Annotated in this window: 25 protein-coding genes; 15 read left to right on the top strand and 10 right to left on the bottom strand. The window is 67.5% G+C overall.

Going from position 1 to position 26,349, the window contains the following annotated elements:
* Positions 1-73: 73 nt before the first annotated feature.
* Positions 74-952 (top strand): translation elongation factor Ts, encoded by an 879-nt coding sequence (tsf, locus tag AC2EWF_RS01395; protein ID WP_483637568.1) that lies wholly within the window; start codon positions 74-76, stop codon positions 950-952.
* A 214-nt stretch (positions 953-1,166) separates the two neighbouring features.
* On the opposite strand, the gene AC2EWF_RS01390 is transcribed toward tsf, so the two are convergent.
* Positions 1,167-2,324: a 5-(carboxyamino)imidazole ribonucleotide synthase gene (locus tag AC2EWF_RS01390; protein ID WP_483637567.1), complete on the bottom strand. Its 1,158-nt coding sequence runs from the start codon at positions 2,322-2,324 to the stop codon at positions 1,167-1,169.
* On the bottom strand, positions 2,321-2,824 hold the full coding sequence (gene purE, locus AC2EWF_RS01385; RefSeq protein ID WP_483637566.1) for a 5-(carboxyamino)imidazole ribonucleotide mutase: 504 nt from the start codon (positions 2,822-2,824) through the stop codon (positions 2,321-2,323). Before purE ends, AC2EWF_RS01390 begins: the two co-directional genes overlap by 4 nt.
* Before the next feature lie 61 nt (positions 2,825-2,885).
* Between purE and AC2EWF_RS01380 the strand changes: the two genes are divergently transcribed.
* The 4 genes from AC2EWF_RS01380 to AC2EWF_RS01365 all read left to right on the top strand — a co-directional run bounded on the left by AC2EWF_RS01380 (position 2,886) and on the right by AC2EWF_RS01365 (position 6,992).
* Positions 2,886-3,158, top strand: coding sequence for a Trm112 family protein (locus tag AC2EWF_RS01380; protein ID WP_483637565.1), 273 nt, complete (start codon positions 2,886-2,888; stop codon positions 3,156-3,158).
* 91 nt (positions 3,159-3,249) lie between these two features.
* The gene (locus AC2EWF_RS01375; RefSeq protein WP_483637564.1) at positions 3,250-5,535 is read left to right on the top strand and encodes a DUF1631 domain-containing protein; all 2,286 of its coding nucleotides are present in this window, start codon (positions 3,250-3,252) and stop codon (positions 5,533-5,535) included.
* Entirely contained in the window at positions 5,532-6,389 is an 858-nt protein-coding gene (gene nadC / locus AC2EWF_RS01370; RefSeq protein WP_483637563.1) for a carboxylating nicotinate-nucleotide diphosphorylase, read from the top strand. The genes AC2EWF_RS01375 and nadC overlap by 4 nt, the downstream gene beginning before the upstream one ends.
* A gap of 141 nt (positions 6,390-6,530) precedes the next feature.
* Positions 6,531-6,992 (top strand): DUF3301 domain-containing protein, encoded by a 462-nt coding sequence (locus AC2EWF_RS01365; protein ID WP_483637562.1) that lies wholly within the window; start codon positions 6,531-6,533, stop codon positions 6,990-6,992.
* Positions 6,993-7,020: 28 nt separating this feature from the next.
* Here AC2EWF_RS01365 and AC2EWF_RS01360 read toward each other — a convergent pair whose 3' ends face one another.
* The 5 genes from AC2EWF_RS01360 to petA form a co-directional block, all read right to left on the bottom strand.
* The gene (locus tag AC2EWF_RS01360; protein ID WP_483637561.1) at positions 7,021-7,467 is read right to left on the bottom strand and encodes a ClpXP protease specificity-enhancing factor; all 447 of its coding nucleotides are present in this window, start codon (positions 7,465-7,467) and stop codon (positions 7,021-7,023) included.
* On the bottom strand, positions 7,467-8,090 hold the full coding sequence (locus tag AC2EWF_RS01355; RefSeq protein WP_483637560.1) for a glutathione S-transferase N-terminal domain-containing protein: 624 nt from the start codon (positions 8,088-8,090) through the stop codon (positions 7,467-7,469). The genes AC2EWF_RS01360 and AC2EWF_RS01355 overlap by 1 nt, the downstream gene beginning before the upstream one ends.
* 77 nt (positions 8,091-8,167) lie before the next feature.
* The gene (locus tag AC2EWF_RS01350; protein WP_483637559.1) at positions 8,168-8,914 is read right to left on the bottom strand and encodes a cytochrome c1; all 747 of its coding nucleotides are present in this window, start codon (positions 8,912-8,914) and stop codon (positions 8,168-8,170) included.
* A gap of 13 nt (positions 8,915-8,927) precedes the next feature.
* Complete coding sequence (locus tag AC2EWF_RS01345; RefSeq protein ID WP_483637558.1) at positions 8,928-10,229, bottom strand: cytochrome b; 1,302 nt, start codon at positions 10,227-10,229, stop codon at positions 8,928-8,930.
* Entirely contained in the window at positions 10,229-10,834 is a 606-nt protein-coding gene (petA, locus tag AC2EWF_RS01340; RefSeq protein ID WP_483637557.1) for a ubiquinol-cytochrome c reductase iron-sulfur subunit, read from the bottom strand. The genes AC2EWF_RS01345 and petA overlap by 1 nt, the downstream gene beginning before the upstream one ends.
* A 207-nt stretch (positions 10,835-11,041) precedes the next feature.
* Between petA and AC2EWF_RS01335 the strand changes: the two genes are divergently transcribed.
* Positions 11,042-12,220, top strand: a complete 1,179-nt coding sequence (locus tag AC2EWF_RS01335) for a S1C family serine protease (RefSeq protein WP_483637556.1) — start codon at positions 11,042-11,044, stop codon at positions 12,218-12,220.
* 1 nt (position 12,221) lies between these two features.
* On the opposite strand, the gene AC2EWF_RS01330 is transcribed toward AC2EWF_RS01335, so the two are convergent.
* Positions 12,222-13,346 carry a lytic transglycosylase domain-containing protein gene (locus AC2EWF_RS01330; RefSeq protein WP_483637555.1) on the bottom strand — a complete coding sequence of 375 codons (1,125 nt, stop codon included), beginning with the start codon at positions 13,344-13,346 and terminating at the stop codon, positions 12,222-12,224.
* Between the two features lie 192 nt (positions 13,347-13,538).
* Between AC2EWF_RS01330 and miaB the strand changes: the two genes are divergently transcribed.
* The 6 genes from miaB (at position 13,539) to AC2EWF_RS01300 (ending at position 19,886) form a co-directional block, all read left to right on the top strand.
* Positions 13,539-14,882, top strand: coding sequence for a tRNA (N6-isopentenyl adenosine(37)-C2)-methylthiotransferase MiaB (gene miaB / locus AC2EWF_RS01325; RefSeq protein ID WP_483637554.1), 1,344 nt, complete (start codon positions 13,539-13,541; stop codon positions 14,880-14,882).
* Between the two features lie 133 nt (positions 14,883-15,015).
* Positions 15,016-15,999, top strand: coding sequence for a PhoH family protein (locus tag AC2EWF_RS01320; RefSeq protein ID WP_483637553.1), 984 nt, complete (start codon positions 15,016-15,018; stop codon positions 15,997-15,999).
* The gene (ybeY, locus tag AC2EWF_RS01315) at positions 15,996-16,454 is read left to right on the top strand and encodes an rRNA maturation RNase YbeY (protein WP_483637552.1); all 459 of its coding nucleotides are present in this window, start codon (positions 15,996-15,998) and stop codon (positions 16,452-16,454) included. The genes AC2EWF_RS01320 and ybeY overlap by 4 nt, the downstream gene beginning before the upstream one ends.
* A gap of 146 nt (positions 16,455-16,600) precedes the next feature.
* Entirely contained in the window at positions 16,601-17,446 is an 846-nt protein-coding gene (locus tag AC2EWF_RS01310; RefSeq protein WP_483637551.1) for an HlyC/CorC family transporter, read from the top strand.
* Between the two features lie 96 nt (positions 17,447-17,542).
* A complete protein-coding gene (locus AC2EWF_RS01305) occupies positions 17,543-18,748 on the top strand; it encodes a lipoprotein N-acyltransferase Lnb domain-containing protein (RefSeq protein ID WP_483637550.1) in 1,206 nt (401 codons plus the stop codon).
* A 124-nt stretch (positions 18,749-18,872) separates the two neighbouring features.
* Entirely contained in the window at positions 18,873-19,886 is a 1,014-nt protein-coding gene (locus AC2EWF_RS01300; RefSeq protein WP_483637549.1) for a magnesium and cobalt transport protein CorA, read from the top strand.
* Positions 19,887-19,894: 8 nt separating this feature from the next.
* Here AC2EWF_RS01300 and AC2EWF_RS01295 read toward each other — a convergent pair whose 3' ends face one another.
* Together AC2EWF_RS01295 and AC2EWF_RS01290 are read right to left on the bottom strand one after the other, a co-directional pair.
* On the bottom strand, positions 19,895-20,443 hold the full coding sequence (locus AC2EWF_RS01295; protein ID WP_483638237.1) for an endonuclease domain-containing protein: 549 nt from the start codon (positions 20,441-20,443) through the stop codon (positions 19,895-19,897).
* A 153-nt stretch (positions 20,444-20,596) separates the two neighbouring features.
* Positions 20,597-22,744 carry a prolyl oligopeptidase family serine peptidase gene (locus AC2EWF_RS01290; RefSeq protein WP_483637548.1) on the bottom strand — a complete coding sequence of 716 codons (2,148 nt, stop codon included), beginning with the start codon at positions 22,742-22,744 and terminating at the stop codon, positions 20,597-20,599.
* 456 nt (positions 22,745-23,200) lie between these two features.
* On the opposite strand from AC2EWF_RS01290, the gene AC2EWF_RS01285 reads away from it, so the two are divergent.
* The 3 genes from AC2EWF_RS01285 (at position 23,201) to AC2EWF_RS01275 (ending at position 26,269) form a co-directional block, all read left to right on the top strand.
* Positions 23,201-23,662: a pilin gene (locus AC2EWF_RS01285; protein ID WP_483637547.1), complete on the top strand. Its 462-nt coding sequence runs from the start codon at positions 23,201-23,203 to the stop codon at positions 23,660-23,662.
* A gap of 141 nt (positions 23,663-23,803) precedes the next feature.
* The gene (locus AC2EWF_RS01280) at positions 23,804-24,241 is read left to right on the top strand and encodes a pilin (RefSeq protein WP_483637546.1); all 438 of its coding nucleotides are present in this window, start codon (positions 23,804-23,806) and stop codon (positions 24,239-24,241) included.
* Positions 24,242-24,316: 75 nt separating this feature from the next.
* Positions 24,317-26,269: a tetratricopeptide repeat protein gene (locus AC2EWF_RS01275; protein ID WP_483637545.1), complete on the top strand. Its 1,953-nt coding sequence runs from the start codon at positions 24,317-24,319 to the stop codon at positions 26,267-26,269.
* Positions 26,270-26,349 lie beyond the last annotated feature (80 nt).

Raw genomic sequence — 26,349 nt, 5'->3', positions numbered from 1 at the left:
CCGCCGCAACGACAAGCCATCCCGGCGTCGTGGCGCCTGCCGCCACGACGCCTCAAGCATTCGAGGAACAACGATGAGCAATATCTCCGCCCAACTCGTCAAGGAACTGCGCGAGCGTTCCGGCGCCGGCATGATGGAGTGCAAGAAGGCGCTGGTCGAGAACAACGGCGACATCGAGGTCGCGATGGAGTGGCTGCGCAAGTCCGGCCTCGCCAAGGCCGACAAGAAGGCCAGCCGCGTGGCCGCCGAGGGCCGCATCGTGGCCGCCCAGGCCGCCGGCAAGGCCGTCCTGGTCGAGGTCAACTGCGAAACCGACTTTGTCACCAAGAACCCCGACTTCGTGAAGTTCAGCGACACCGTCGCCGACGTGGCCCTCAACTCCGGCGCCACCGACATCGACGCGCTGAAGGCCGCTGCCTATCCAGGCGCCGCCAGCGTCGAGGAAGGCGCCAAGGCGCTGGTCGCCACCATCGGCGAGAAGATCGAAGTGCGCCGCCTGGCCCGCATCGAGACCGACGGCACCATCGGCAGCTACATCCACGGCGGCCGCATCGGCGTGCTGGTGGCGATCAAGGGCGGTTCCGAGGAGCTGGCCAAGGGCATCGCAATGCACGTGGCGGCAATGAACCCGCCCTACGTGAAGGCCGAGGACGTCCCCGCCGATTTCATCGCCAAGGAAAAGGACATCGCGCTGGCCGCAATGTCGGACAAGGAAAAGGCCAAGCCGGCCGAGATCCTGGAGAAGATCGTCGCGGGCAAGATCAACAAGATCGTGTCCGAGGTCACCCTGGTCGGTCAGCCCTACGTGCTGGACACCAACGTCACCGTGGGCGACGTGCTGAAGAAGGAAGGCGCCGACGTGGTCTCGGTGGTGCGCCTGGCCGTGGGCGAAGGCATCGAGAAGGTGCAGGAAGACTATCTGGCCGAAGTCGCCAAGGCGATGCAGGTCTAAGCACCTCCACGCAAGCCCTGCGCCTCGCGCCCACGGATGGGCGCACGCGAAGCGGAGCCAGATTCGCCCTGCGAATCTGGCGAGTCAAAAAAAGGGGCAGGAGCCCCTTTTTTGACCCTCAGGCACGGACGCCCTTACTCTGGTCTGCCATACAGCCGGACACGAAAAAGCCGCGGACCCCCGCGGCTTTTTCGTGTCCGAAACCACGAGCGATTCACCCCCGCAGCGCCTCCAGCGTCGGCGCCACCTGCGCCTCGCGACTCAGCTCACGCCCCAGCGTCTCCAGCCGCTGCGCCAGCTGCGCAGTATCCGGCGCACACACAGTGGCATGCCCCACCTTGCGCCCCGGTCGCGCCTGCTTGCCATAGTCGTGCCAATGCGCGTCGACGGCGCGCAGCACCGGCACGGCATCCGGCAGTTCGCCGATCCAGTTGAACATCGCCGACATGCCGCGCGCGCCGGTATCGCCCAGCGGCAGGCCAAGCACGGCGCGCACGTGGTTCTCGAACTGGCTCGCGTGCGCACCCTCGATGGTCCAGTGGCCGGAATTGTGCACGCGCGGCGCCATCTCGTTGCCGAGCAGCTCGCCGTCCTTGACGAAAAGCTCCAGCGCGAACACACCCACGTAGTCCAGCCGCTCCGCCAGGGTGCGCGCCAACGCAGTGGCGCGCGGCTGCAAAGCATTGATGTCGGGCGCCGGCGCCAGGCTCATCGACAATACGCCGTCCACGTGCCAGTTGCGGGTCAGCGGCCAGGTGCGGAAATCGCCGTCGCGTCCACGCACGGCCAGCACCGACAGCTCGCGCTGGAACGGCACGAAGGCCTCCAGGATCAGCCCGTGCTTCGCGGCCTGTGCGCCCAGCGCAGCCCAGGCGGCGTCGGCATCCGCAACCGTCCTCAGCCGGAACTGGCCCTTGCCGTCGTAGCCGAGGCGACGCGTCTTGAGCACCGCCGGCGCGCCCACGGCGGCCAGCGCGCTGTCGAGGCCGGCGCGATCGTCCACCGCCATGAACTCGGGGGTGGCCAGCCCGCATTCGCGGAACGTGGTCTTCTCCACCAACCGGTCCTGCGCCACCGCCAGCGCGCGAGGGTTCGGAAACACCGCCACCCGCCCGGCCAGCCATTGCGCCGTCTCGGCCGGCACGTTCTCGAAGTCGAAGGTGATCACGTCGACCCGGCGCGCGAACTCCTCGAGTGCGGCGTAGTCGGTCCAGTCGGCCTTGACCAGCGGCGCCACCTGGCCGGCACAGGCGTCCGCGGCGCCGTCCACCACCAAGGTGTTCACGCCCAGTGGCGCGGCCGCCAGCGCCAGCATGCGCGCCAGCTGGCCTCCGCCCAGGATGCCCAGCACGGGCTGCCGCGAGGCGCTCATGCGCGCGGGTCCGGCTGGTCGAGCACGGCCTGGGTCTGCTTCGCCCGCCAGTGCTCCAGCGCCTGGGTCAGGCGCGGATCGTGCAACGCCAGCACCGCCGCCGCGAGCAGGCCGGCGTTCACCGCGCCGGCGCGGCCGATCGCCAGCGTGCCCACCGGGATGCCGGCCGGCATCTGGGCGATGGAAAGCAGGGAATCCATGCCGTTCAGGGCCTTGGACTGCACGGGCACGCCGAACACCGGCAGCCGGGTCTTGGCCGCCAGCATGCCCGGCAGGTGGGCGGCGCCGCCGGCGCCGGCGACAATCACCTGGATGCCGCGGCCGGCGGCCTGCTCGGCATAGCGGAACAGCAGGTCCGGCGTGCGGTGGGCCGATACCACCTGCACCTCGTGCGCCACGCCCAGCTCGGTCAGCACCCCGGAGGCGTGCTCCATGGTCTCCCAGTCCGAGCGCGACCCCATCACCACGCCCACTCGTGGCGTTTCCGTCGTAGCTGTCATGGTCCGGCCGTCCAAAAGTGGTTATTGTACGGGCTTTCCGGTTCCGCAACGATTTAGCCCCATGGACAAGCGCCTGCTCGACATCCTGTGCTGCCCGGTCAGCAAGACGCCGGTGCGCCTGCTTGCCCGTGCCGAACTGGACGCGCTGAACGGCGCCATCGTGGCCGGCGACGTGGTCACCACGGCCGGCAGCCCGGTACGGGAACGCCTCGACGAAGGCCTGATCACCACCGACCGCAAGCTGATTTACCGTGTCGACGACGGCATCCCCGTGATGCTGCCCGAAGAAGGCATCGGCACCACCCAGTTGAACGATTTCCCGGCCACCCCCTGAAGCAGCCTCCCCACGCCCCGACCCATCGCCGATGGACCGGCGACCCGCCCGCAGGACGCCGCAGCGCCAACGACAAACTTCCGGTGTGGCCATGAACGAAGCCTACGAACCGCCCAAGATCGTGCCCCTGGCGCCGCGCCTCGACGCCGCCGGCGGCGAGCGCGTGGGCGAACTGCTGAACGCCGTGCGCGGGATCGCCGGCAAGCGCCTGCAGCAATGCCTGGGCAACCTGTTCGAGCACGTCGACGACGCACTGTTCGACCTTGCCGAGAAGGCCGAAAACAACGCCACCCAGACCCACTACTTCGATGGCATGCGCGAGGTGCGCAAGCGCCGTCCGGCGATCGAGCGCAACTTCCTCGCCACGGTCAACCGCGAGCTGGGCAACCTGGCCGGGCGCGCCGCGCCAAACACCGCGGCGCCCGCGCCCGCGATGGCCGAGCTGTCGCTGGTCGCCGATTCGGAACTGGAGGAATCGCTGGCGATCACCAGCATGAGCAGCAAGCACGAGAGCCGGCTGGCGCGCGACCTGTTCGCGATCAACCAGCGCCTTTCGGTGATCTGCGGCGGCCGCAAGATCGACGACTCCGACAATCCGATCGCCCCGGCGGCGCTGTCGCAGGCCTTCCGCCAGGCGCTGAAGGAACTGGGCGCGGACATGCGCGTCAAGCTGCTCATCTACAAGCTGTTCGACCGCTACGCGCTGTCCTCGCTGGAAGAGCTGTATGCCGAGGCGAACGCCGACCTGGCCCGTGCCGGGGTGCTGCCGCAGCTCCGTCCGGTGGCATCGCGCGGGGCCGGTGCGCCCCGCGGCAGCACCCAGGCGGCACCAGCCGCTGGCGGCGCGATGGCCGGTGCCGGCTCGGACGAGGTCACCGATCCCGCGGCCGCCGAACTGCTGCAGACCCTGCACGGCCTGTTCGTCGCGCGGCGCGGCGGCGTCGCCGCTCCGCTCGCCCAGGCCGGCGACGCCGGCGGCCCGCCACCCTCCGTCGGCGAGCTGCTGGGCGCGCTCAGCGTGCTGCAGACCCAGCTGGCGTCGGGCGGCATGGCGGCACCGTCCATGGTGGCCGGCAACGGCAGCTTCGACCGCGAGGCCGTGGCGCAGCTCAAGGAGCAGCTGCTGGGCCAGCTTGGCGCGCTGCGCGGCGCGCGGCCCAGCCATGTCGCCAGCATCGACGAGGACACCATCGACCTGGTCGGCATGCTGTTCGAGTTCATCCTCGAGGACGACACCCTGCCGGCCGAGATGCAGGTGCTGCTGGCCCGGCTGCAGATCCCCTACCTCAAGGCGGCGATCCTCGACCGCAAGCTGTTCGCGCATCGCCAGCACCCGGCGCGTCGCCTGCTCGATGCCCTGGCCGAGCAGGCCAAGGGCTGGTCGCCGGAATCCGACCGCGACGGGCGCCTGCACGACAAGGTCAAGGCCATCGTCGACCAGTTGCTGCACGAGTTCGACGACGACCTCGGCATCTTCGAACGCCTGCTGCTCGACCTGCAGCAATTCCACGAGACCAACCGTCGACGCTCCGAACTGGCCGAGCAGCGCGTGGCCGAATCCACCCGCGGCCGCGAGAAGCTGGAACAGGCGCGCCGCCGCGCCGCCCGCGAGATCGTTGAACGCATCGACGGCCGCAAGCTGCCACCGCTGGTGCACGAGGTGCTGGCGCGCGCCTGGGCCAATCACCTGGTGCTGGTGCTGCTGCGCCAGGGCGAGGATTCCGGCGAGTTCCGCGACGCCCTGCGCTTCGTGGACGACTTCATCGCCAGCACGCGGCCGGCGCAGGACGCCGTCGCGCGCCAGCAGCTGCGCCAGCTGCTGCCCGGCATCGAGCGTTCGCTGCGCCAGGGCCTGGTCAACGTGGCCTTCCAGCCGCAGGACATCGAGCGCCTGCTCGCACAGCTGCGCGACTGGTACGGCTTGCAACTGGGCGAACCGGCACGCGCTGCCCGGCCGGCCGCCGAGGTTGCCGCGGCCGCCGTTGCCGCGATCCCGGAAAGCATCCAGCCCATCGTCGAGCCACCGGCCGAGCAGGACGAGCTGCCCGAGGAGAGCGTGCCGGTTGCCACCGACAGCCCCGAGTGGCACCAGGTGGAGGCGCTGCAACCTGGCGTCTGGCTCGAATTCCAGCTGCCGGACGAACCAATGGTGCGCGCCAAGCTGTCTTGGATCAGCCCGATGAGCGGCCGCTACCTGTTCGTCAACCGGCGCGGCCTGAAAGTGGCCGATTACGCGCCGCAGGAGCTGGCGGTGCTGCTGGCCGGCGGTCATGCCCAGGTGCTGGCCACCAACGCGCTGTTCGACCGCGCGATGAGCGCCATCGTCAGCCGCCTGCGCCAGCCCGGCACGCCCCAGTCCGGCACGGATACCGAATGAATTCCAGCCTCCCGTTCGCTCCGCCCTCCCCCGAACTGATTGCCGCCGATGTGGAACGCGCCTTTGCCGAGGACCTCGGCAAAGGCGACGCCACCGCCGAACTGCTGCCGGCCGACGCCTTGGCCACCGCCGCGCTCACCTGCCGCGACGAGGCGGTGCTCGCCGGGGCGCCTTGGTTCGACGCCTGCTTCCGGCGCATGGATCCGGCGGTACGCATCGAATGGCAGGCGCGCGACGGCGAACGCGTGGCGCCCGGCACGGTGATCTGCAGGCTTTCCGGCCACGCGCGCTCACTGGTCAGCGCCGAGCGCTCGGCGCTGAACTTCCTGCAACTGCTGTCCGCCACCGCCACGGCCACCGCCGCCTACGTGGCGGCGGTGGCCGGCACCGGCACGCGCGTGCTCGACACCCGCAAGACGATCCCCGGCCTGCGCCAGGCGCAGAAGTACGCGGTGCGCTGCGGCGGCGGCCACAACCACCGCATCGGTCTGTACGACGCGATCCTGGTCAAGGAAAACCACATCATCGCCGCCGGCGGCATCGCGGCGGCGGCGACGGCGGCACGCCGCCTGCATCCCGGCCTGCTGCTCGAAGTCGAGGTGGAGAACCTCGACGAATTGCAGCAGGCGCTGGCTGCCGGCGTGGACCGCATCATGCTCGACAACTTCACCGTGCCGCTGATGCGCGAGGCCGTGCAGATCAACGCCGGGCGCGTGCCACTGGAGGTATCCGGCAACGTCGACCTGACGACCATTGGCGAGTACGCCCGCACCGGCGTCGATTACGTCTCGGTGGGCGCACTGACCAAGCACGTCCACGCGGTCGACCTCTCGCTGCGGCTGCGGCTGGGCTGAGAGCCCCCGCAGGAGCACACCCCGCGCGCGAAAAGCTCTCGGCTCCGATCAGGCGCCAGGGCATTCGCGCACAAGGTGCACTACTACGGCTCCGCATGGGTTCCGCTTGCGCGCCGACCTGCGCGCCCACACACTGCGGACATGGGCAACGTCAACGATTTGCTGATACTGCTGGCGCTGATCGCCGTGACCGGGCTGTGGCTGAAGCTGAGCGCGGCGCGTGAACGCGCGACCACCGAAGCGCGGCAGCAATGCGAACGTTACGGGCTGCAGTTGCTGGACGAGACCGTGGGCCTGCGGGCGCTGCGCTTGCGCCGCGTAACCGGGCGTCGCAGGCTGGAACGCTGCTACGGCTTCGAGGTGAGCATCGACGGCGCGGATCGCGAGCAAGGCTCGCTGTGGATGCTGGGCGGCACGCTGAGCGAACTGCGGCTGCCCACCGTGGTGCTGACTCCGCCGGAACCGGTGCGGACTCCGCCCATCGGCATGGAATCGCGTCATCCGGCCGCCACGCCCGCGGGCGATCCGGGCAGACCCGTACCGGGCAGCAACGTGGTGCCGCTGCGACCGCACCGCCGTTCCGGCGGCGACACGCTGCACTGACCGCAGCGTATCGCGGCGGGAGCTGCTGCTACTTGATGACGCGCAGGAACGGCGCGCCGCGCTTGGGCTTGTCGTCGCCGTTGCCGCCCTGGCCCGACGGCGGCTCATCGGGCGCCGGCGCGGGCGGCGGCGTGTCGCCACCTTCCTCTTCCGCCGGGAACATCATGCCCTGGCCGTTTTCCTGGGCGTACAGCGCCAGCACCGAACCGACCGGGATGCGCACCGAATGGCTGACGCCAGAGAAGCGCGCGGAAAAGCCTATCCAGTCGTTGCCGAGTTCCAGGTTCGCCACCGCGCGCATCGCGATGTTCAGCACCACCTGGCCGTTCTTCACCACCTGTGGAGGCACCCGCACGCCTTCGCCGGTGGCATCGATCAGGAGGTACGGGGTCAGGCCGTTGTCGCTGATCCAGTCGTAGATCGCCCGCAGCAGGTACGGGCGATTGGAGCTCATCGGATGGGTGGCTTCATTCATCAGGGTCGCATGGCCTTTTCTTGCTCGGTCATGCTGCGCGCAAAACCCTGGCTGTGGAAGAGCCGTTCGCCATAGTCGACGATCGGCTTGCCCTCGCGGCCCAGGTCCACGCCCAGCCAGGGCAGCCGCCACACCACCGGCGCCACCAGACAGTCGGCCAGGCTCATCTCGGGATTGAGGAAGAACTTCGCCGCCTTGAACAGCGGCAGCGCGGCCAGCAGATGCGCGCGCAGGCGCTTGCGCGCGGGCTCGGCGGAACGGCCGCCGGCGCGGATGGTGTCGACCTCCGTCAGCCAGTCCTTCTCGATGCGCACCGCGGCGACGCGCAGCCGCGCACGGGACAGCGGATCGATCGGCATCAGCGGCGGATGCGGGTAGCGCTCGTCGAGGTATTCGCACACCACGCCCGCGTCGTACAGGGTGAGGTCGCGATCAACCAGGGTCGGCGTGCTGCCGTAGGGGTTGAGATCGAGAAGATCTTCCGGCGGCTTGCCCGGGTCCACCAGTACGCGCTCGTAGCTGACGCCCTTGGCGGCCAGCACCAGACGGGCACGGTGACACTGGATGCCGTCGGCCGTGGTGTAGAGGGTGAGTGCGGTACGCGAGCGGGCGCTTGGAACCATGCGCGATATTCCCTGTTGCGGTTGCACGAACGCGACAGCCCCGAGGCTGCCGCATTCGATGGGTGTTTCCCCGGAAATCAGTGCACGTCTTTCCAGTATTCCTTCTTGAGAAAGTAGGCCAGCAGGGTGAACAGCGCCAGGAACAGCAGCACCCACACGCCATAATGGTGGCGCTGCATGGCGGCCGGCTCCGAAACGTACTCCAGGAAGTTCACCAGGTCACGCGATGCCTGCTGGTACTGCGCCGGGGTCAGCTTGCCCGGATGGGCCAGTTCGAGCTTCTCCACCTCGTCGCTGCCGGGCTTGGTCACCGCGGCCTGCTGGCCCTGCAGCTCCCACAGCGGGAACGGCATCGCGGCGCTCGGCAGCGTGGTGTTGTTCCAGCCGATCGGGCTCTTCGGATCGAGGTAGAAGGTGTTGAGGTAGGTGTAGACCCAGTCGGCGCCCTTCGCGCTCACTTCCAGCGACAGGTCCGGCGGAGCCTTGCCGAACCACTTGGACGCGTCCTCCGCCGGCATGTGCGAGATCACCGGATCGTCGAACTTGGCGCCGGTGAAGTTGAGGTTCTGCATCACCTGCTGCTCGGTCAGCCCGAGATCGTCGGCAATGCGCGAGTAGCGCATGTACTTCAGCGAGTGGCAGCCCACGCAGTAGTTGAAGAACAGCTTGGCGCCGCGCTGCAGGGAGGCCTGGTCGCGCACGTTGGAGCCCGACGCCATCAGCCCGCCTTCCTCGGCCCGTGCCGCCGGCTGAGCGGCGAGCAGCAGGCCCAGGGTCAGCGCGACCGCGGGAAGAAGTTGCTTCACCAGGAGCCTGGGTTTCATCAAGAGCGTCGGCTTAGTCATGCATCGTCACCCGATCCGGAACCGGCTTGGTCTTCTCCCAGCCGAAATAGGTATAGGCCCACAGGAACGCGAAGAAGCCGAAGTAGATCAGCGTCATCGTGCGGCCGAACGCGTTCTCCCACACGGTGAGGTCCACATTGCCGAACCAGGCCGGAATCACTTCCGCGGTGATGCCCGCGCCTACCGCGCCGAGGCCGAAGAACGCGATCACGAACAGTCCCAGCGCCACCTTGTAGCCGGTGCCGCGGTAGCGGATCGACTTGACCTGGCCGCGGTCGAGCCACGGCAGCAGGAACAGCACCGCGATCGCACCGAACATCGCCAGCACGCCCCACACGGCGGTACCCGCGAACGACGGGATCATGCGCACGATCGCGTAGAACGGGGTGAAGTACCACACCGGCTTGATCTCGGCCGGGGTGACCAGGTTGTTGGCCATGATCGAGTTGTCGTGCTCGAGGAACCAGCCGCCGAAGGTCGGCGCGAAGAAGATGATGAAGGCCGCCACGATCAGGAAGAAGCCCACCCCGAACAGGTCCTTCACCGTGTAGTACGGGTGGAAGGGGATGCCGTCCACCGGCGCGCTCGCGCTCCAGCGGTTGCCCTTGGGCCCGTGCTTGACGTCCACGCCGTCGGGGTTGTTCGAGCCCACCTCGTGCAGTGCCGCCAGATGCAGCACCACCAGCAGCAGCAGCACGATCGGCAGTGCGATCACATGCAGGGCGAAGAAGCGGTTCAGGGTGGCGTCGGCAGGCAGGAAATCGCCCATGATCCACTCGACCAGGTGGCCGCCGATCACCGGGATGGTGCCGAACAGCGACACGATCACCTTGGCGCCCCAGAACGACATGTTGCCCCACGGCAGCACGTAGCCCATGAAGGCCTCGGCCATCAGCACCAGGAAGATCAGCATGCCGAGCAGCCACACCAGCTCGCGCGGCTTCTTGTACGAGCCGTACATGATGCCGCGGAACATGTGCAGGAACACCACCACGAAGAACAGCGACGCGCCGGTGGAGTGCATGTAGCGGATCAGCCAGCCCCACTCCACGTCGCGCATGATGTACTGCACCGAGTCGAAGGCGCCGGCCGCGCTCGGGTTGTAGTTCATCGTGAGGAAGATGCCGGTGACGATCTGGTTGACGAGGACCAGCATCGCCAGCGAGCCGAAGTAGTACCAGAGGTTGAAGTTCTTCGGCGCGTAGTACTCGGTCATGTGCTTGCGGTACACGGGCGCGAGGCCCGGCGCCCGCTCGTTGACCCACTCGCCGATGCTTGCGAATACCTTGGCCATTACGCTGCTCCCTCCGGACCCACGCCGATCTGCACGGTCGTGGCGTCAATGAAGTGGTACGGCGGGATCTCCATGTTCTTGGGCGCGGGCACCCCCTGGTAGACGCGGCCGGCCATGTCGTAGCGCGAGTGGTGGCAGGGGCAGTAGTAGCCGCCCTGCCAGTTCGGGTCGAACGGCTCGGGCTTGATCTCGCCCACGTAGTTCGGCACGCAGCCGAGGTGGGTGCAGATGCCGACCATCACCAGCCACTCGGGTTTGATCGAGCGCGTCTCGTTCTGCGCGTACTTCGGCTGCTGGGTGGCGGAGGCGCCGTCGGACTTCGGGTCGACGAGGCGCGGGTCCTGCTTCGGCAGCGCCGCCAGCTGCGCCGGGGTGCGGTTGACGATGAACACCGGCAGGCTGCGCCAGCCGACGATCAGCTGCTGGCCCGGTTCGATCTTCTTGAGGGACTGGGTGACCGGTGCTCCGGCGGCCTTGGCTCGCGCGCTGGGCTCCCACGACTTGATGAAGGGCACGGCTGCCGAGACGATTCCCACACCGCCCACCACCGAAGTGGCGGCTGTGAGAAACCGGCGGCGGCCATGATCGACGACTTCGTTCGCCATCAGGCTCTCCGGTACTTGATGCGTCAGGATGGGCTTGCGCCCAGCAATGGTGTGGAACCCCTGAAAATCGCGTTAGTCTAGCGTCAGCCCCCACACCGTACAATAAAAGTGCCGCGGCGTATCGACGCTGGGGGAACCTCGCCCGGCCTCGGCTGCACGGCCAGCCTACCCTACCGTCCGCCCGCCCGTCACGGATTGCAGCACGACATGAAACATGCCGCCGGCACGCTCGCCTTCCTCGCCCGCTGTGTCGTCATCGGCCTCGCGGCAGCGTTCGTGATCGGCCTGTTCTGGCCCGGCAGCGGCGAGCGCCTGCGCGCGCGGCTGGGGCTGCCCGCCGCACCGGTAGCCGTCGCGCCGGCCGTCGCCGCGCCCACCTCCTACGCCGACGCGGTCGCCGCCGCCGCTCCCTCGGTGGTCAACATCTACGCCAACAAGATCGTCAACGAGCGGGCGATCAAGATGTACGACAACCCGATCCTGCAGCAGCTGCTGGGCGGCACGCTGACCACCTACGCGCGCCGCGAGCAGACCCTGGGCTCGGGCGTGGTCGTGAGCTCGCAGGGCTACGTGCTGACCAACTACCACGTGATCTCGCACGCCACCGACATCCAGGTACTGCTGTACGACGGCCGCGTGGCCAAGGCCAGCGTGGTGGGTTCGGACGAAGAAACCGACCTCGCGGTGCTCAAGATAGACGCCGGCAACCTGCCGGTGATCCGGCTTGCCGAACAGAAGCCGCGCCCGGGCGACGTGGTGCTGGCGATCGGCAATCCGCTCGGCCTCAACCAGACCGTGACCATGGGCATCGTCAGCGCGGTGGGGCGCCAGTTGAACGGTACCAGTGCCGAGGATTTCATCCAGACCGACGCGGCGATCAACCTTGGCAACTCCGGCGGCGCGCTGGTCAATGCCGGGGGCCGACTGGTGGGCATCAACACGGCGCTGATTGGCAAGGCCGCCAATGCCGAAGGCATCGGCTTCGCGATCCCGGCGGGTACCGCCAAGCGGGTGCTGGATCAGATCGTCGCCACCGGCCACGTGGTGCGCGGCTGGCTGGGCGCGGACTACACCTTCGTGCCGGTGGCCGCCAACAGCGGCCTGCCCGCGGCGGCGCGCGGCGCCCTGGTCACCGATGTCTACCCCGGCAGCCCGGCAGCGCTGGCCGGCATCCAGCCGCGCGACATCCTGCTGCGCATCGGCAACGACGATATCCGCGACCCCGCCGACCTGCGTCGGCGCGAGGCGGCGATCAAGCCCGGCACCACGATGGAGATCTCCGGTCTGCGCAATGGCAGCCCGTTCCACACCAGCGCCACGCTGACCGAGCGCCCGCCGATGAGCGTGGAAGCCGCGACCACGAGCGGCGGCGACACCCAGCAGTAATTCAACCCGGCCGTGCCGCCGCCAGCGGCGGATGCAGCGCCGCCTCGTAGCGCTTGCGCAAGGTGTCCACGCGCTGCACGTAGACCTGGGTCTCCGCATACGGCGGCACGCCGTTGTAGCGCTGCACCGCGCCGGGGCCGGCGTTGTAGGCCGCGGCGGCCAGGCGTTCGTTGCCGCCGAAATCGCGCAGCAGCAGGCTGAGGTAGCGCGCACCGCCGCGGATGTTCTGGCCGGTGTCGAACGCGTCCAGCACGCCCATGTCGCCGGCGGTGCCCGGCATCAGCTGCATCAGCCCCTGCGCGCCCTTGAGCGACAGCGCGCGCGGGTTGAAGGCGCTTTCGGCGTGGATGATCGCGCGCAGGAAGGCCTCGTCCACGCCGTACTCCATGCTGGCCGCGCGGATCACGTCGGCATAGGCGGTGAGGTTCAGCGGCACGCTGCCCCAGTGGATGGTCGAATGCAGGTTGCAGGCAAAGCAGGTGGCGATATAGCTGAACAGCACCTTCGCCTGCTGCGCGGCGCGGCCGGCCGGGCGGATGTTGGTGTACTCCACGCTGCCGTCGGCGCGCGCGATGCGGTACACCGCGCCGCGCAGCACGCGGTCACCCGGCGCCGTGGCGGCCGGCACATCGGGCAGCGCGCCGGCGCCGCCGCTGGCCTGCTGGTAGGTCCAATGCCCGCGCAGGGCCACCGGTACCGCGGCAACGCCCCCGGCCGCAGGTGCCGCCGCGGCGGGCGGCAGCGGATCGGTCGCCGGCAGCTTCGCGGTGCTGAGCACGCCGCCACGCACCGCCGCCAGCGACGCCACGGCGGCATCGGCCCGCGGCTTCGTGCCAACCACCGCCCCCTGCACGCGCTGCAGCGACACCTCGGGCGCGCGCCGCGCCGGCGCGCCGTAGCTGCCCAGCTTGCGGCAGTGGTGGTAGCCCGCGGTGCTGCCGGAGAATACCGACTCTCCGTCGGCGCCGATGCAGTGATACAGATTGCCCGCATGCGCCGCCCGCAGCCACAGCACCCCGACCAGCAGGGCGCAGCCCAGCGCGACCCACCGCGGAATCGGACGGGCTGACGGGGAGCCTGCGACGAGCCGGCCGGCACTCCCCCTATGGCGTACGGCATCGGACATGGCGGCAGTGTGCCGCCGCGTAGCCTCCGCGCCAAGAGCGGGCACGCGGTTTCGTGCGGCATGCACGCCCGGAGCAGCCCCAAGTCCCTGATCCGCCGGGCAGGATTGCTGGCGGCAATCGATGCGTCGGCGTAGACTGCCCGGTTCGGCGCCATCCGCGCCGCGCCCCGCGGAACCACGGTAACCAGCACGATGAGTGGCAAACTCTTCATCAAGACCCACGGCTGCCAGATGAACGAGTACGACTCGGCCAAGATGGCCGACGTGCTCAAGGCCTCCCACGGCCTGGAGCTGACCCGGGACGAATCCGAGGCGGACGTGATCCTGATCAACACCTGCTCGATCCGCGAGAAGGCGCAGGAGAAGGTGTTCAGCCAGCTCGGCCGCTGGAAGGAACACAAGCAGGGCGGCCGGCAAGTGGTCATCGGGGTGGGCGGCTGCGTGGCTTCGCAGGAAGGCGAGGCCATCATCAAGCGCGCGCCCTTCGTGGACCTGGTGTTCGGCCCGCAGACCCTGCACCGCCTGCCCGAGCTGATCGAAGCCAACCGCGCCACCCACCAGCCGCAGGTGGACATCTCCTTCCCCGAGATCGAGAAGTTCGACAAGCTGCCCGAACCGCGCGCCGAGGGCCCCACCGCCTTCGTCTCGATCATGGAAGGCTGCTCCAAGTACTGCAGCTACTGCGTGGTGCCCTACACCCGCGGCACCGAGATCAGCCGTCCGTTCGACGACGTGCTGGTGGAGGTGGCCCGGCTCGCGGAACAGGGCGTGCGCGAGGTCAACCTGCTGGGCCAGAACGTCAACGCCTACCGCGGCCCCACCCACGACGGCGGCATCGCGGACCTGGCCGTGCTGATCCACGCCATCGCGCGGATCGAGGGCATCGGCCGCATCCGCTTCACCACCTCGCACCCGCTGGAGTTCTCCGACTCGCTGGTCGAGGCCTACGCCAGCGTGCCCAAGCTCGCCAACTTCCTGCACCTGCCGGTACAGGCCGGCTCCGACCGCATCCTCGCCGCGATGAAGCGCGGCTACACGGCGCTGGAGTTCAAGCAGAAGATCCGCAAGCTGCGCGCCGTGCGCCCGGACATCTGCATCAGCTCCGACTTCATCGTCGGCTTCCCCGGCGAGACCGACGAGGACTTCGGCAAGACCATGCAGCTGATCGGGGACATCGGCTTCGACCAGAGCTTCAGCTTCATCTTCTCGGCGCGCCCCGGCACCCCGGCGGCGAACCTCGCCGACGACACCCCGATGGCGGTGAAGCACGCGCGGCTGGAGCGCCTGCAGGCCGCGATCAACGCCAACGCGAAGCGGATCAACGAGGCCATGGTCGGCACCGTGCAGCGCGTGCTGGTGGAAAAGCCGAGCGCCAAGAACCCGAACGAACTCGCCGGCCGCACCGAGAACATGCGCTATGTGAACTTCCCGGGCGACGCGCGCATGATCGGTCGGTTCGTCGACGTGCTGGTCACCGACGCCATGACCAACTCCCTGCGCGGGCGCGTGCACGCGCTGGCCGAGGCGGCAGCCTGAGCTTTACTCCCTCTCCCCTCCAGGGAGAGGGTGGGGGGTGATGGGCCCATCTGGCCGCGCGCTCCACAAGTTTTCCGCGAGATCATCCCCTCACCTCAATCCTCTCCCCGGAGGGAGAGGGAGCCAAAAAAGCATGACACCGAGCCTCAACGAACGCGATTTCGCCCTCGATCCGGAAGACAATGCCCGGCTCGCCAGCCTGTGCGGGCCGTTCGACGAACACCTGCGCCAGATCGAGCTGCGCCTGGGCGTGGAGATCGACCACCGCGGCAACCTGTTCCGGGTGATCGGCGAGGAGGCCGGCACGCGCGCCGCCGAAAAAGTGCTGCGCGCGCTGTACATCGTCACCGAGAACGAAACCCTGAACGGCGCGAAGATCAACCTGCACCTGGCCGAATCCGGCGTGGATGCGCTCGCCGAGGACGCCGTCGAGGGCGCGCAGGATGTCGTCATCAAGGTGAAGCGTGGCGTGATCAAGGGCCGCGGCCCGAACCAGGCGCGCTACCTGCATGCCATCGCGCGCCACGACATCAGCTTCGGCGTGGGCCCGGCCGGTACCGGCAAGACCTACCTTGCCGTCGCCAGCGCGGTCGAGGCGCTGGAGGCGAACCGCGTGCAGCGCGTGCTGCTGGTGCGCCCGGCAGTGGAGGCCGGCGAGAAGCTGGGCTTCCTGCCAGGCGACCTCACGCAGAAGGTCGACCCCTACCTGCGCCCGCTGTACGACGCGCTGTACGAGATGCTCGGCTTCGAGAAGGTGGCCAAGCTGATCGAGCGCAACGTGATCGAGATCGCGCCGCTGGCCTATATGCGCGGCCGCACCTTGAACGACTCCTACGTCATCCTGGACGAGGCGCAGAACACCACCGTCGAGCAGATGAAGATGTTCCTCACCCGCATCGGCTTCGGCTCGGTGGCGGTGATCACCGGCGACGTCAGCCAGGTCGACCTGCCGCGCAACGTGCGCTCGGGCCTGCGCCACGCGGTGGAGGTGCTGCGCGGCGTGGACGGCATCAGCTTCACCTTCTTCACCTCGCGCGACGTGGTGCGCCACCCCCTGGTGGCGAAGATCGTGCGCGCCTACGAGGCCTTCGAGCAGAAGGACGAGGACGCGAAATGAGCACGGCGACGGTACACCTGGGCTATGCCGTGCCGCGCGCGGGCATTCCTGCGCCGTCGAGCTTCCGTCGCTGGGTCGAGGCCGCGCTGCGCGGGGCGAAGCGGCGCCGGCCGGCGGAACTTTCCATCCGCGTCGTCGGCGCGGGCGAGGCCCGCACGCTCAACCGCGACTATCGCGGCAAGGACTACGCCACCAACGTGCTCTCCTTCGAGGCCGAGCTGCCGCCGGATCTCAAATTGCCGTTGATCGGGGACATGGTGATCTGCGCACCAGTGGTGGCGCGCGAAGCCGCCGAGCAGGGCAAGCCCGCGCACGCCCACTGGGCCCACCTCACCGTGCACGGCACGCTGCACCTGCTCGGCTACGACCACGTCGTGAAAGCGGAGGCCGAGGCGATGGAGGCGCTGGAGACGCGCATCCTCGCCGGGCTCGGTTTCGCCGACCCTTACGCCTGACCCCGTGCACCGGTATCCGCAGGAGCGGCCTCAGCCGCGATTCGTGCCGGCAGTCGCGACTGAAGCCGCTCCTACACCCTGAATTGTCACGGATTTTCCGCTAGACTTGCATTTCCGCCCGGCATCGGGCAGTTGCAACCCGAGTAATGAACGACGACCCCGGCAGTACCAGCGGCCCGGCCCATCGCACCTGGTGGGATCGACTGGGCCACCTGTTTTCCGGCGAGCCGCGCAACCGCGCGGAACTGATCGACGAGCTGCGCACCGCCCAGGTCAACGGCCTGCTCGGCGCCGACACGCTGCCCATGCTGGAGGGCGCGCTCAAGGTCACCGAATTGAGCGTGGACGATGTGATGGTGCCGCGCGTGCAGATCGTGATGGTCGCCGCCGACTCACCGCTGCAGGACATCCTCGCCGCCGTGGTCGAATCCGGCCATTCGCGCTTCCCCGTCCACGGCGAGGACAAGGACGACATCCTCGGCATCCTGCTGGCCAAGGACCTGCTGAAGTTCTTCGGCAACGGCGCCGACTTCGACATCCACGCGATCCTCCGCCCCGCGGTGCTGATTCCCGAGTCGATGCGACTCAACGTGCTGCTGGCGGAGTTCCGCCGCAGCCGCAACCACATGGCGCTGGTGGTGGACGAATACGGCGGCGTGGCAGGCCTCATCACCATCGAGGACGTGCTGGAGCAGATCGTCGGCGAGATCGACGACGAGCACGACGACGAGGAGGAACCCTCGCTGATCCACGCCCAGGCCGACGGCTCCTGGCTGGTCAGTGCGCTCACCCCCATCGAGGACTTCAACGCAGAAGTGGGCGCGGCGTTCTCCGACGAGGAGTTCGACACCATCGGCGGTCTGCTCACCGCCGAATTCGGCCACCTGCCCGAGGCGGGCGAGGAGGCCGGCGCCGGCGACTTCCTGTTCCATGTCACCGAAGCCGACGACCGCCGCGTGCAGCAGTTCCGCGTCACCCGCCGCGAAGCCTGATGGTGTAGGAGCGCCCTCTGTGCGCGAGGAGCCCCGGCCCCGATCAGTCGCCGGGTCATTCGCGCACGGGCTGCGCTCCTACGAATACGGACAATCATGCCGCCCTTAGCCAAGCTGCTATCCCTGCTCGCCCTGCTCCTGCTGACCGTCGCCTCGGCCCGCGCCGGCGTCGCGAACGCTCCCGGTGCGAACCTGGAAGTCTCGCTGGTGACCTACGGCCCGGGCGATATCTACTGGGAACGCTTCGGCCACGACGCGATCGAGCTGCGCGACACCGTCAGCGGCGAGGCGGTGAACTTCAACTACGGGGTGTTCGACTTCAACGAGAAGAACTTCTTCCTCAACTTCGCGCGCGGCCGCATGCATTACCTGATGGATGCCGAGTCCACCGGCGACGAGGAGAGCTACTACGTCGACGTGGGCCGCTCGATCACCCGCCAGCGCCTCGCGTTCACGCCGGCGCAGGCCGCCGCCTTGCGCGACTTCCTGCTGTGGAACCTGCGGCCCGCGAACGCCGGCTACAACTACGACTACTACATCGACAACTGCACCACCCGCGTGCGCGACGCGTTGGACAAGGCGCTGGGCGGCATCCTCAAGGCGCACCTCGCCACCCAGGCCGGCGGCATGAGCTACCGCCAGCAGACCGACCGCCTGATGAGCGCGCAGCCCTGGCTGATGCTGCTGCTCGACCTCGGCCTCGGTCCCTACGCCGACCAGCCGATGAACGCCTGGAGCGAAAGCTTCCTGCCCTACGAGCTGCAGACCAACCTGCGCGGTATCCGCGTGCCCGACGGCCACGGCGGCATGCAGCCGCTGGTGCAGGACGAAGAACTGCTCTCGCCCAACCGGTTGGCGGTGCCGCCGGCGCAGGCACCCGACCTGCGCCTGCCCCTGGGTGCAGCCGGGCTCGCGTTCGCCGGCGTGCTCGCGATCACCGCGCGCCGCGCGCGACTCCTCCACGCCCTGCTCGCCACCCTCTACCTCGTCGTCGCCGGGCTGGTCGGCCTGCTGCTGCTGACCCTGTGGACGCTCACCAGCCACCACTCCGCGTGGGCCAACGCGAACCTGCTGCTGTTCAGTCCGCTCGCCTTCCTGCTGCTGCGCGCGGTGTGGCGTGCCCGCCACCGCCTCGCGCCGTCGCGCCTCGCCAACGCCGCCCTGGTCCTGCAGCTGGCCGCCGCGCTCGTCGCCGTGCTGCTGCACCTGCTGCCCGGCACCGTGCAGCAGAACCAGCCCTGGATCCTGTTCGCCCTGCCGGTATGGGCGGCGCTGGCATGGAGCCTGCGGCGGGCTGCGTAGGAGCACACCCTGTGCGCGAATGTTCCTGGCCTTGATCGGTACACCATGGCATTCGCGCACAGGGTGCACTCCTACAACAGGCATCTTCGTTGCCACCTCACGACCCGCGCGGCATCATTCGCTCATGAGAGCGCCGGCGCCCGATACATCCAGCGACACCGACACCCGTATGGTGGTCAACTGCGTGGCCTATCGCAACGACGGCAGCCGCATCGGCGACGTGGGCATCGAGGCGATCAGCGAGGTGCTGAAGGAACCCGACACCTTCGTGTGGGTGGGCCTGCACGAGCCGGATGCGGCGCTGCTGCTGAAGCTGCAGGAAGAGTTCGACCTGCACGACCTCGCGATCGAGGACGCGCAGAGCGCGCACCAGCGCACCAAGATCGAGGCGTACGGCGACTCCCTGTTCATCGTGGTGCAGACCGCCCAGCTCACCGGCGGCCACATTGCGTTCGGCGAGACGCACATCTTCCTGGGCGCGCGCTACCTGGTCACCGTGCGCCATGGCGCCTCGCTCTCCTACACGCCCGCGCGGCGCAGCTGCGAGCACGCGCCGCGCCTGCTGTCGCTGGGGCCGAGCTACGGCCTGTACGGCGTGCTCGACTTCATCGTCGACAACCTGATGCCGATCGTGCGCGACTTCCGCGAGGAGCTGCAGGAGCTGGAGCAGGACATCTTCGCCGCCAGTTTCAACCGCGATACCGTGCGGCGGCTGTACGACATGCAGCGCGACCTGATGACGCTGCGCCTCGCGGTGTCGCCGCTGCAGGACGTGATCAGCCAGCTGGTGCGGCTGCATCCGCAGCTGATCCCCGACGAGCTGCGCGCCTACTTCCGCGACGTGCACGACCACGTGACGCGCGTGAACGACGCCATCAGCTCGATGCGCGAGATGCTCACCGCGGCGATCAGCGTGAACCTGTCGCTGGTCACCTTCGGCCAGAACGAGGTGATGAAGAAGCTCGCCGGCTGGGCCGCGATGCTCGCCGCCCCCACCCTCATCACCAGCTGGTACGGCATGAACTTCACCCACATGCCCGAGCTCGCCAAGCCCTGGAGCTACCCGCTCATCATCGGCGTGGTGGTCTGCGTGGTGGGCGGCATCTATATCGGATTGAAGCGGGCCAAGTGGTTGTAGGGTCACCCCTATCGACCTCCCCCCTGCGAGCAGGGGGATGGGACGAAAGCTCGCTCTGCAAGCAGGGAAAGTACGGGCTCTCTGCAAACAGGGAATGAGAAGTGCGAAACCTCTGCGAGCTTGGAGAGGAGATGTGCAAAGCCTCTGGATGCAGGGGGAATCCTCGCATGGCACGGTCTGCCCCCTCCCCTGCTTGCAGGGGAGGGCTGGGGTGGGGTCGCTTCACAACTGCCCTGTACTTCCAGATGCCTAAACACCTCCTCCAGCACGACATCGGTGCGCAGCAGCACCTCGTCGTTCCAGAAACGCAACAGCCGATAGCCCAGCGCCTCGATGGCACATGTGCGCTCCGCTTCGTAGTCGGCCGCATCGAGATGCTGGCCACCGTCGAGCTCCACCACGAGCCGCGCCGGAATGCAGGCGAAATCGACTATGTAGCCAGCTAGCGGATACTGCCGGCGAAACTTGAAACCGCCGAGCTGCTCGTGGCGCAGATGGCGCCACAGGTGTCGTTCGGCGTCGGTGGCTGCATGGCGCAGCTGACGGCACGTTCCCATTTGCGTTGCATGGCTGGTCCTTGCCATTCGCTAGGGAGAAAGCTTAACCCCCTCCCGACCTCCCCCTGCAAGCAGGGGGAGGAGATTGAAGTGCCGCGCCATGCTCCCTCCCCTGCTTGCAGGGGAGGGTCGGGGAGGGGTGCTTTCCCTGCTCTACTTGGTCGCCGGCTCCGCCGTCCACTGCTTCAGCCAGGCGTTCACCGTGTCGTGCCACAGCACGCTGTTGTGCGGCTTCAGCACGAAGTGGCTTTCGTCGGGGAAGGTGAGGAATTCGCTGGGGATGCCGCGGCGCTGCAGCGCGGTGAAGGCGCCCAGGCCCTGGCTCAGCGGGATGCGGAAGTCGTGGCCGGAATGCACCACCAGCATCGGCACGCGCCAATCCTTGACGTGGTTGAGCGGGTTGAACTTCTCGTAGTTGGCCGGCACCTCGTACTGCGGGCCGCCGTTCTCATGCTCCTCGAACCACAGCTCGTCGGTGGCGTAGTACATCATGCGCGTGTCGAACACGCCGTCGTGGTCGACAAAGCACTTCCACGGCTTGTTCCACACGCCGGCGATCCAGTAGGTCATGTAGCCGCCGTAGCTGGCGCCCAGCGCGCAGGCACGGTTGCCGTCCAGGAAGCTGTACTTCGCCAAGGCCGCCCTCCAGCCCAGCTTGAGGTCATCCAGCGGCTTGCCGCCCCAGTCGCCCGAGATGGAGTCGGTGAACTTCTGGCCGTAGCCGGTGGAGCCGTGGAAGTTGATGGTGACCACTGCGAAGCCCTGTCCCGCGTAGGTCTGCGGGTTCCAGCGGTAGCTCCAGCTGTTGGTCATCGCACCCTGCGGACCGCCGTGGATGATGAAGGCCACCGGGTACTTCCTGCCGGGCCGGTAACCCACGGGCTTCACCACATAGCCTTGCACCGGCTCGTCGTTCCAGCCCTTGAAGGTGAAGAACTCGAAATCGCCCTCGTGCGCGTTCTTCAGCAGGTCGGCGTTGTAGCGGGTGACCTGCCGGAGATCCTTGCCGCCGGTGCCCACGGTGTAGAGATCGGTGGGGTGCTTGAGATCGTTGCGCGCCAGCAGCAGGCGCGGGCCGGCCAACGACCAGCCCTCCACCTCGCCGTCGCCGACCAGTTGCCGCACGGCGCCGCTGGCCGTATCCACCGCGAACAGCGGATGCTGGCCCTCGTCATCGGCGGTGACGTACAGCGTCCTGCCGTCGGCGGAGATGCCCATGCCGCCCGGCGAACGATCCCACTGCGGATCGACTTCGCGCTTCGCGCCGGTGGCCAGGTCCAGCGCCATGATGGCGAAGCGGTCGGATTCGAACGCCGGCGTCTTCTGCGCCAGGTAGTACAGCGTCCTGCCGTCCGGCGAAGGCACCGGCCAGGCATCCCAAGCCTTGTTCGCGGCGGTGAGGTTCACCGGTGCGGCCGAACCATCGGCCGGCACCTTGTAGATGTCGAAGTTGGTGGACCATGGCTCGCTGTTGCCCGCGATGCGCACGTCGAAGTACACCGTCTTGCCGTCGGGCGAAAACGCGAACTCGCTGTCATCCCCGAACGGCTTGCTGGGGATGTCGCCGTCGATGCCGCGCGAAAGCAGGGTCGGCTCCGCGGGCAACTGGCCCCGCGCATCGAAGCGGCCGAGGTAGAGCTGGTTGCGCGTTCCGTCGGACCAGGTGTCCCAGTGCCGCACGAACAGCTTCCTGTACAGCGTGCCGGTGGCCTTGTCCTTTGCGCGGGCATCGAGCCTGCCCTTGCTGCAGGCCAGCGTGCCGCAGTCGGTGAACACCGCGTAGGACAGCAACACGCTGCCACCGTCCGGCGCCAGCTTGTACACCTGCACATCCAGCGGCCCGTGGCTCACCTGCACCGGCGCGAAGCTGGTGGGCGGACGATGGCCACCGCCCACCAGATCACCCACGCCGCGCCGCCACAGCTGGGTCACGCCCTGCACCGAGGCGAGGAAGTACACGCTGCGCCCATCCGGCGACCAGCGGGGCGAGGAAGCCGCCATGTTCACCAGCTTCACCGGGCTTGCCCCGTCCCGCGTCAGATCCAGCACGTAGATCGCGTTGACGCCCTTGTTCGCCGCGTAGTCCGTGCTGCGCAGGCTGTAGGCGGCGTAGCGACCGTCCGGCGAAAGCTGCGGATCGCTTACCCGGTCCATCATCACCAGGTCGCGCACGTTGAATGGATGCGGCGCGTGGTCCAGCGTGATCGCGGTGTCGGTCGGCGCCACCGTGCCGGTGTCCGCCGCGAACGCGGGCGACGCCGCCAGCGCCAGCAGCAACACGGCCGTCAGGGCTTGCTTCATGGTCGTTCCCCAGGTGAAGGTTGAGGGGCAAGGTAAGCACACCGGGAATGCGGTGCAAGCTGGCGGACGGTTGACGGCTGTCTTGGCCGAGCCGGTGAAGCACAGAGCAGGCATTTTTGATGGCCCGCGTCACCTCAAGTGGCTGCAAGCTGACAAATTGCGTCACATGCTGCCCCAAATGACCAGGCTTCCCAGAGCACCCGAAGTGCCGGCAAGCGCACGTATCCAGGCTTCCACACTACCCGTGCCGGGCTTTCGTGACCGCATGCACAACACACAAGCGCCGCGGCATGAGGCAATATGGGCGCGGTGGTCGTGGCATGTTAGATGCTTCGATTCCGCCAGCTTCCTGGTCGTTCCTGACCATGTCGTGATGGGGTTCGATCCCGCCTAGGGGGTATCGGGGCCGGAACCCAGGGGGCCACAACAGCTAGCTAGCCAACAGAAGGAACCACCATGAAGACCATGCAGAAAGGCTTCACCCTGATCGAATTGATGATCGTGGTCGCGATCATCGCCATCCTGGCGGCCATCGCCATCCCGCAGTACCAGAACTACATCACCAAGTCGCAGTTCTCCGAGTCGCAGACGGTGGCGGATGGCCTGAAGACGCCGATCGTGGAGTACTACAACCAGACCGGCAGCTGCCCAACGGTTGGCGGTGCGGGTGCGCTAGCAGGCGGCCTTGCCTCCGCCGGTGCGAGCTACGCCGGCAAGTATGTGGCCTCGGCGACCGTCGCCGCCGGCGCCGCCCCGGCGAACTGCACCATCACAGTGACTTTCGTGAACAGTGCATCCGTCTCCAAGCCGCTCCAAGGGAAGACCGTGACGTTCGCCGGCACCAACAACGGCGGTACGTTCTCTTGGGTTTGCGCCAGTAGCATTGCCTCTCAGTACAAGCCGCAGGCCTGTCAGTAATCGCAGCGCACGGGTGATACTTGCCTGGATCCAAAGCCCCTCCTCGCGAGGGGCTTTTTTGTGAGGCACTGCGCAGTCGAGGAATGCGTCTGGCCCGCCACTTGCTTCGCTTTGTGACTGTATCCAGGGGGCCATACCAACATGAAGCATGCACGCGGCTTTACCTTGATCGAGTTGATGATCGTGGTGGCGATCATCGCCATCCTCGCCAGCCTCGCGATCACCGTGTACGCCAATTCCATCGCCAAATCGCAGTTGAGCGAGGCCTTCACCGTGGCCGATGGCCTCAAGTCCGACGTGTCGGAGTACTACACCCAGACCGGGGCCTGCCCGACGCTGGGCTCGGGTGGCTTCGCAGCAGGCACCAGCTACAGCGGCCAATACGTTGCCGGCGTCAGCCTTGCCCCCGTCGCCGGTGGCTGCGCCATCACCGCGCTGATGCGCAGCAATACGGTTTCGCAGCAACTGCGCGGCAAGGAAGTCACCTTCACCATGTCCGGCGGTGGCAGTGGTGGCAACAGTAACTGGCAATGCAGTAGTGATGCGAATGCGATGTACTTGCCTGCCACCTGCCAGTGACGGCGCCAAGCGCCGTCTGTGGCGGTGTGGCTGTGCGATGATGTCGCCGGCCCAAACATTCAGCCCCAGCCCCAGATGCCTACACGCACGCGCGCGCTACTTGCGCTGACAATCACGCTGGTAATTTGCGCCGCCCTGTACTGGCCGGCGATGCACGGCCCGTTCCTGTTCGACGACTTCCCCAATCTCGCGGCACTGGCCAGCATCGACCACGTCTCGAGCTGGCGCGACCTAGGCATCTACCTTTCGCAGCCGCGCCAGTTCCCCGGCCGACCGGTGGCGATGCTGAGCTTTCTGTTGCAGAAGGCCGATTGGCCGGATCATCCGTTCCCGTTCCGGCTGGTCAACGTAGGCATCCACTTGCTCAACGGCGTGCTGGTGTTTGCACTGGTTCGGCGAGTCGCGCGCCACTGGCTGTCCGATCAGATAGCGCCTGACGAACGAGACCGCCGTGCCTGGCTGGCCGCCTGTCTGGCGGCCGCGGCATGGCTGCTTAACCCGATTCAACTTTCCGGCGTCGTGCTCGTCGTGCAACGCATGACTTTGCTGACGGGTCTTTTTACGTTGCTGGGCCTGCTGGCCTACTTGCGCGGCCTCTTGGAAACCTCTCTGCCTGCATGGCGCCGTGGCGTCTGGATGGCGCTCGGACTGGGACCATGCATGGTGCTGGCCTACCTGAGCAAGGAAAATGGCATCCTGCTGCCGCTGTATGCGCTGGTGCTGGATGCCACCCTGCTGCGCGCCGACGTGCAACGCCTGCCACCCCTGCTGGCCTGGCTGCGCGGCCTGCTGATCTGGCCGGCGGTGCTGTTTGTGATCGGCTTCCTGCTATGGATCCTGCCGGTCGAGTGGGGGCACCAAGGCGCCCGTGACTTCACCGTGGGGCAGCGACTGCTGACCGAACCGCGCATCCTGTTCAATTATCTGGATAAGATTTTCCTGCCGCATTTTGGCCGATACGGTCTGTACCACGACGGCTACACCGTATCGCGCAACCTGCTTTCGCCGTGGACCACCTTGCCTGCACTGCTGGCACTGCTTGGCGCACTGGTTGCCGCCATGACCGGGTTGCGACGATGGCCGCTGTTTGCACTGGCCGTGCTCTGGTACCTCGGCGGCCAAATGCTGGAAAGCTCCACGATCACGCTCGAACTGTATTTCGAGCACCGCAACTACATGCCGCTGATCGGCCCCGTGATGGCTCTAGCGCTGGCCGTGACGCGCATGCACCAAGGGCGGCTGCAACGCATGGCGCTCGCACTCGCGGGCGTGTGGCTGCTAGCCTGCGGCTTCACCACCTGGTTGAGCGCCCGCGCCTATGCCTCGGAGGACAGCCTGGCGCTGACGTGGGCCAACGATCAACCAAACTCGGTGCGGGCCCAGACCTATCTGGCGGAGCGGCTCTACAAGCACGGCCAACTGGTTCCGGCACTGCAGGTACTCGACCAAGCTGCGAGGCGTCATCCGGACGATGCCTCGCTGGCCATCAATCGCGCGTTCGTCCAATGCAAGCAGGGCAGCCTCACCGAGATCGACTTGAATGGACTGGATGCGATGCTGCGAACGGCACCCTATGACCGTGGCGGTACGGAGGGCATGGAACCGCTGCGACTGTTCGCAGCCAATGGGCAATGTTCTGCGCTGACACCTAGGAACTGGCTGAAACTGGCCGATACGATGCTGGCCAACCCCGCTTACCGCGACAACGGTATCGCCGCGGGATTCCTGCACTACCAGAAGCACTACTGGGCCGTCAGCCAGGGTAACCTCGACATGGCGATCCATGAACTCAAGGCTGCTTACCGGAACGATCCGGACGCCAACATTCCCCGCTTGGAAGCCAAGTACCTCGTCAGCGCCGGTCTGTACGACCAAGCCATCGATGTCTTGCGCCAGACGGACTACAGCCGCCTGCCACTGCTGCGACGCCTTTTGGTGGACGATCGCGCGATCAATGCAGCTGACATCGCCGAGATCGAAAACATGCGCAAGGATGCAGCGGGCAAATCCACAGACAAGGCCGGATAGCCAGGCCAATGAAGTCATGCGGCAAAATGGAGTATCCATCCCTCGCCGTGACGACATGATCCACTCCCCAAAGACACCCG

It is taken from the genome of Rhodanobacter sp. sgz306013 (assembly GCF_057031145.1).
This window is presented reverse-complemented; position numbering and strand designations above follow the sequence as displayed.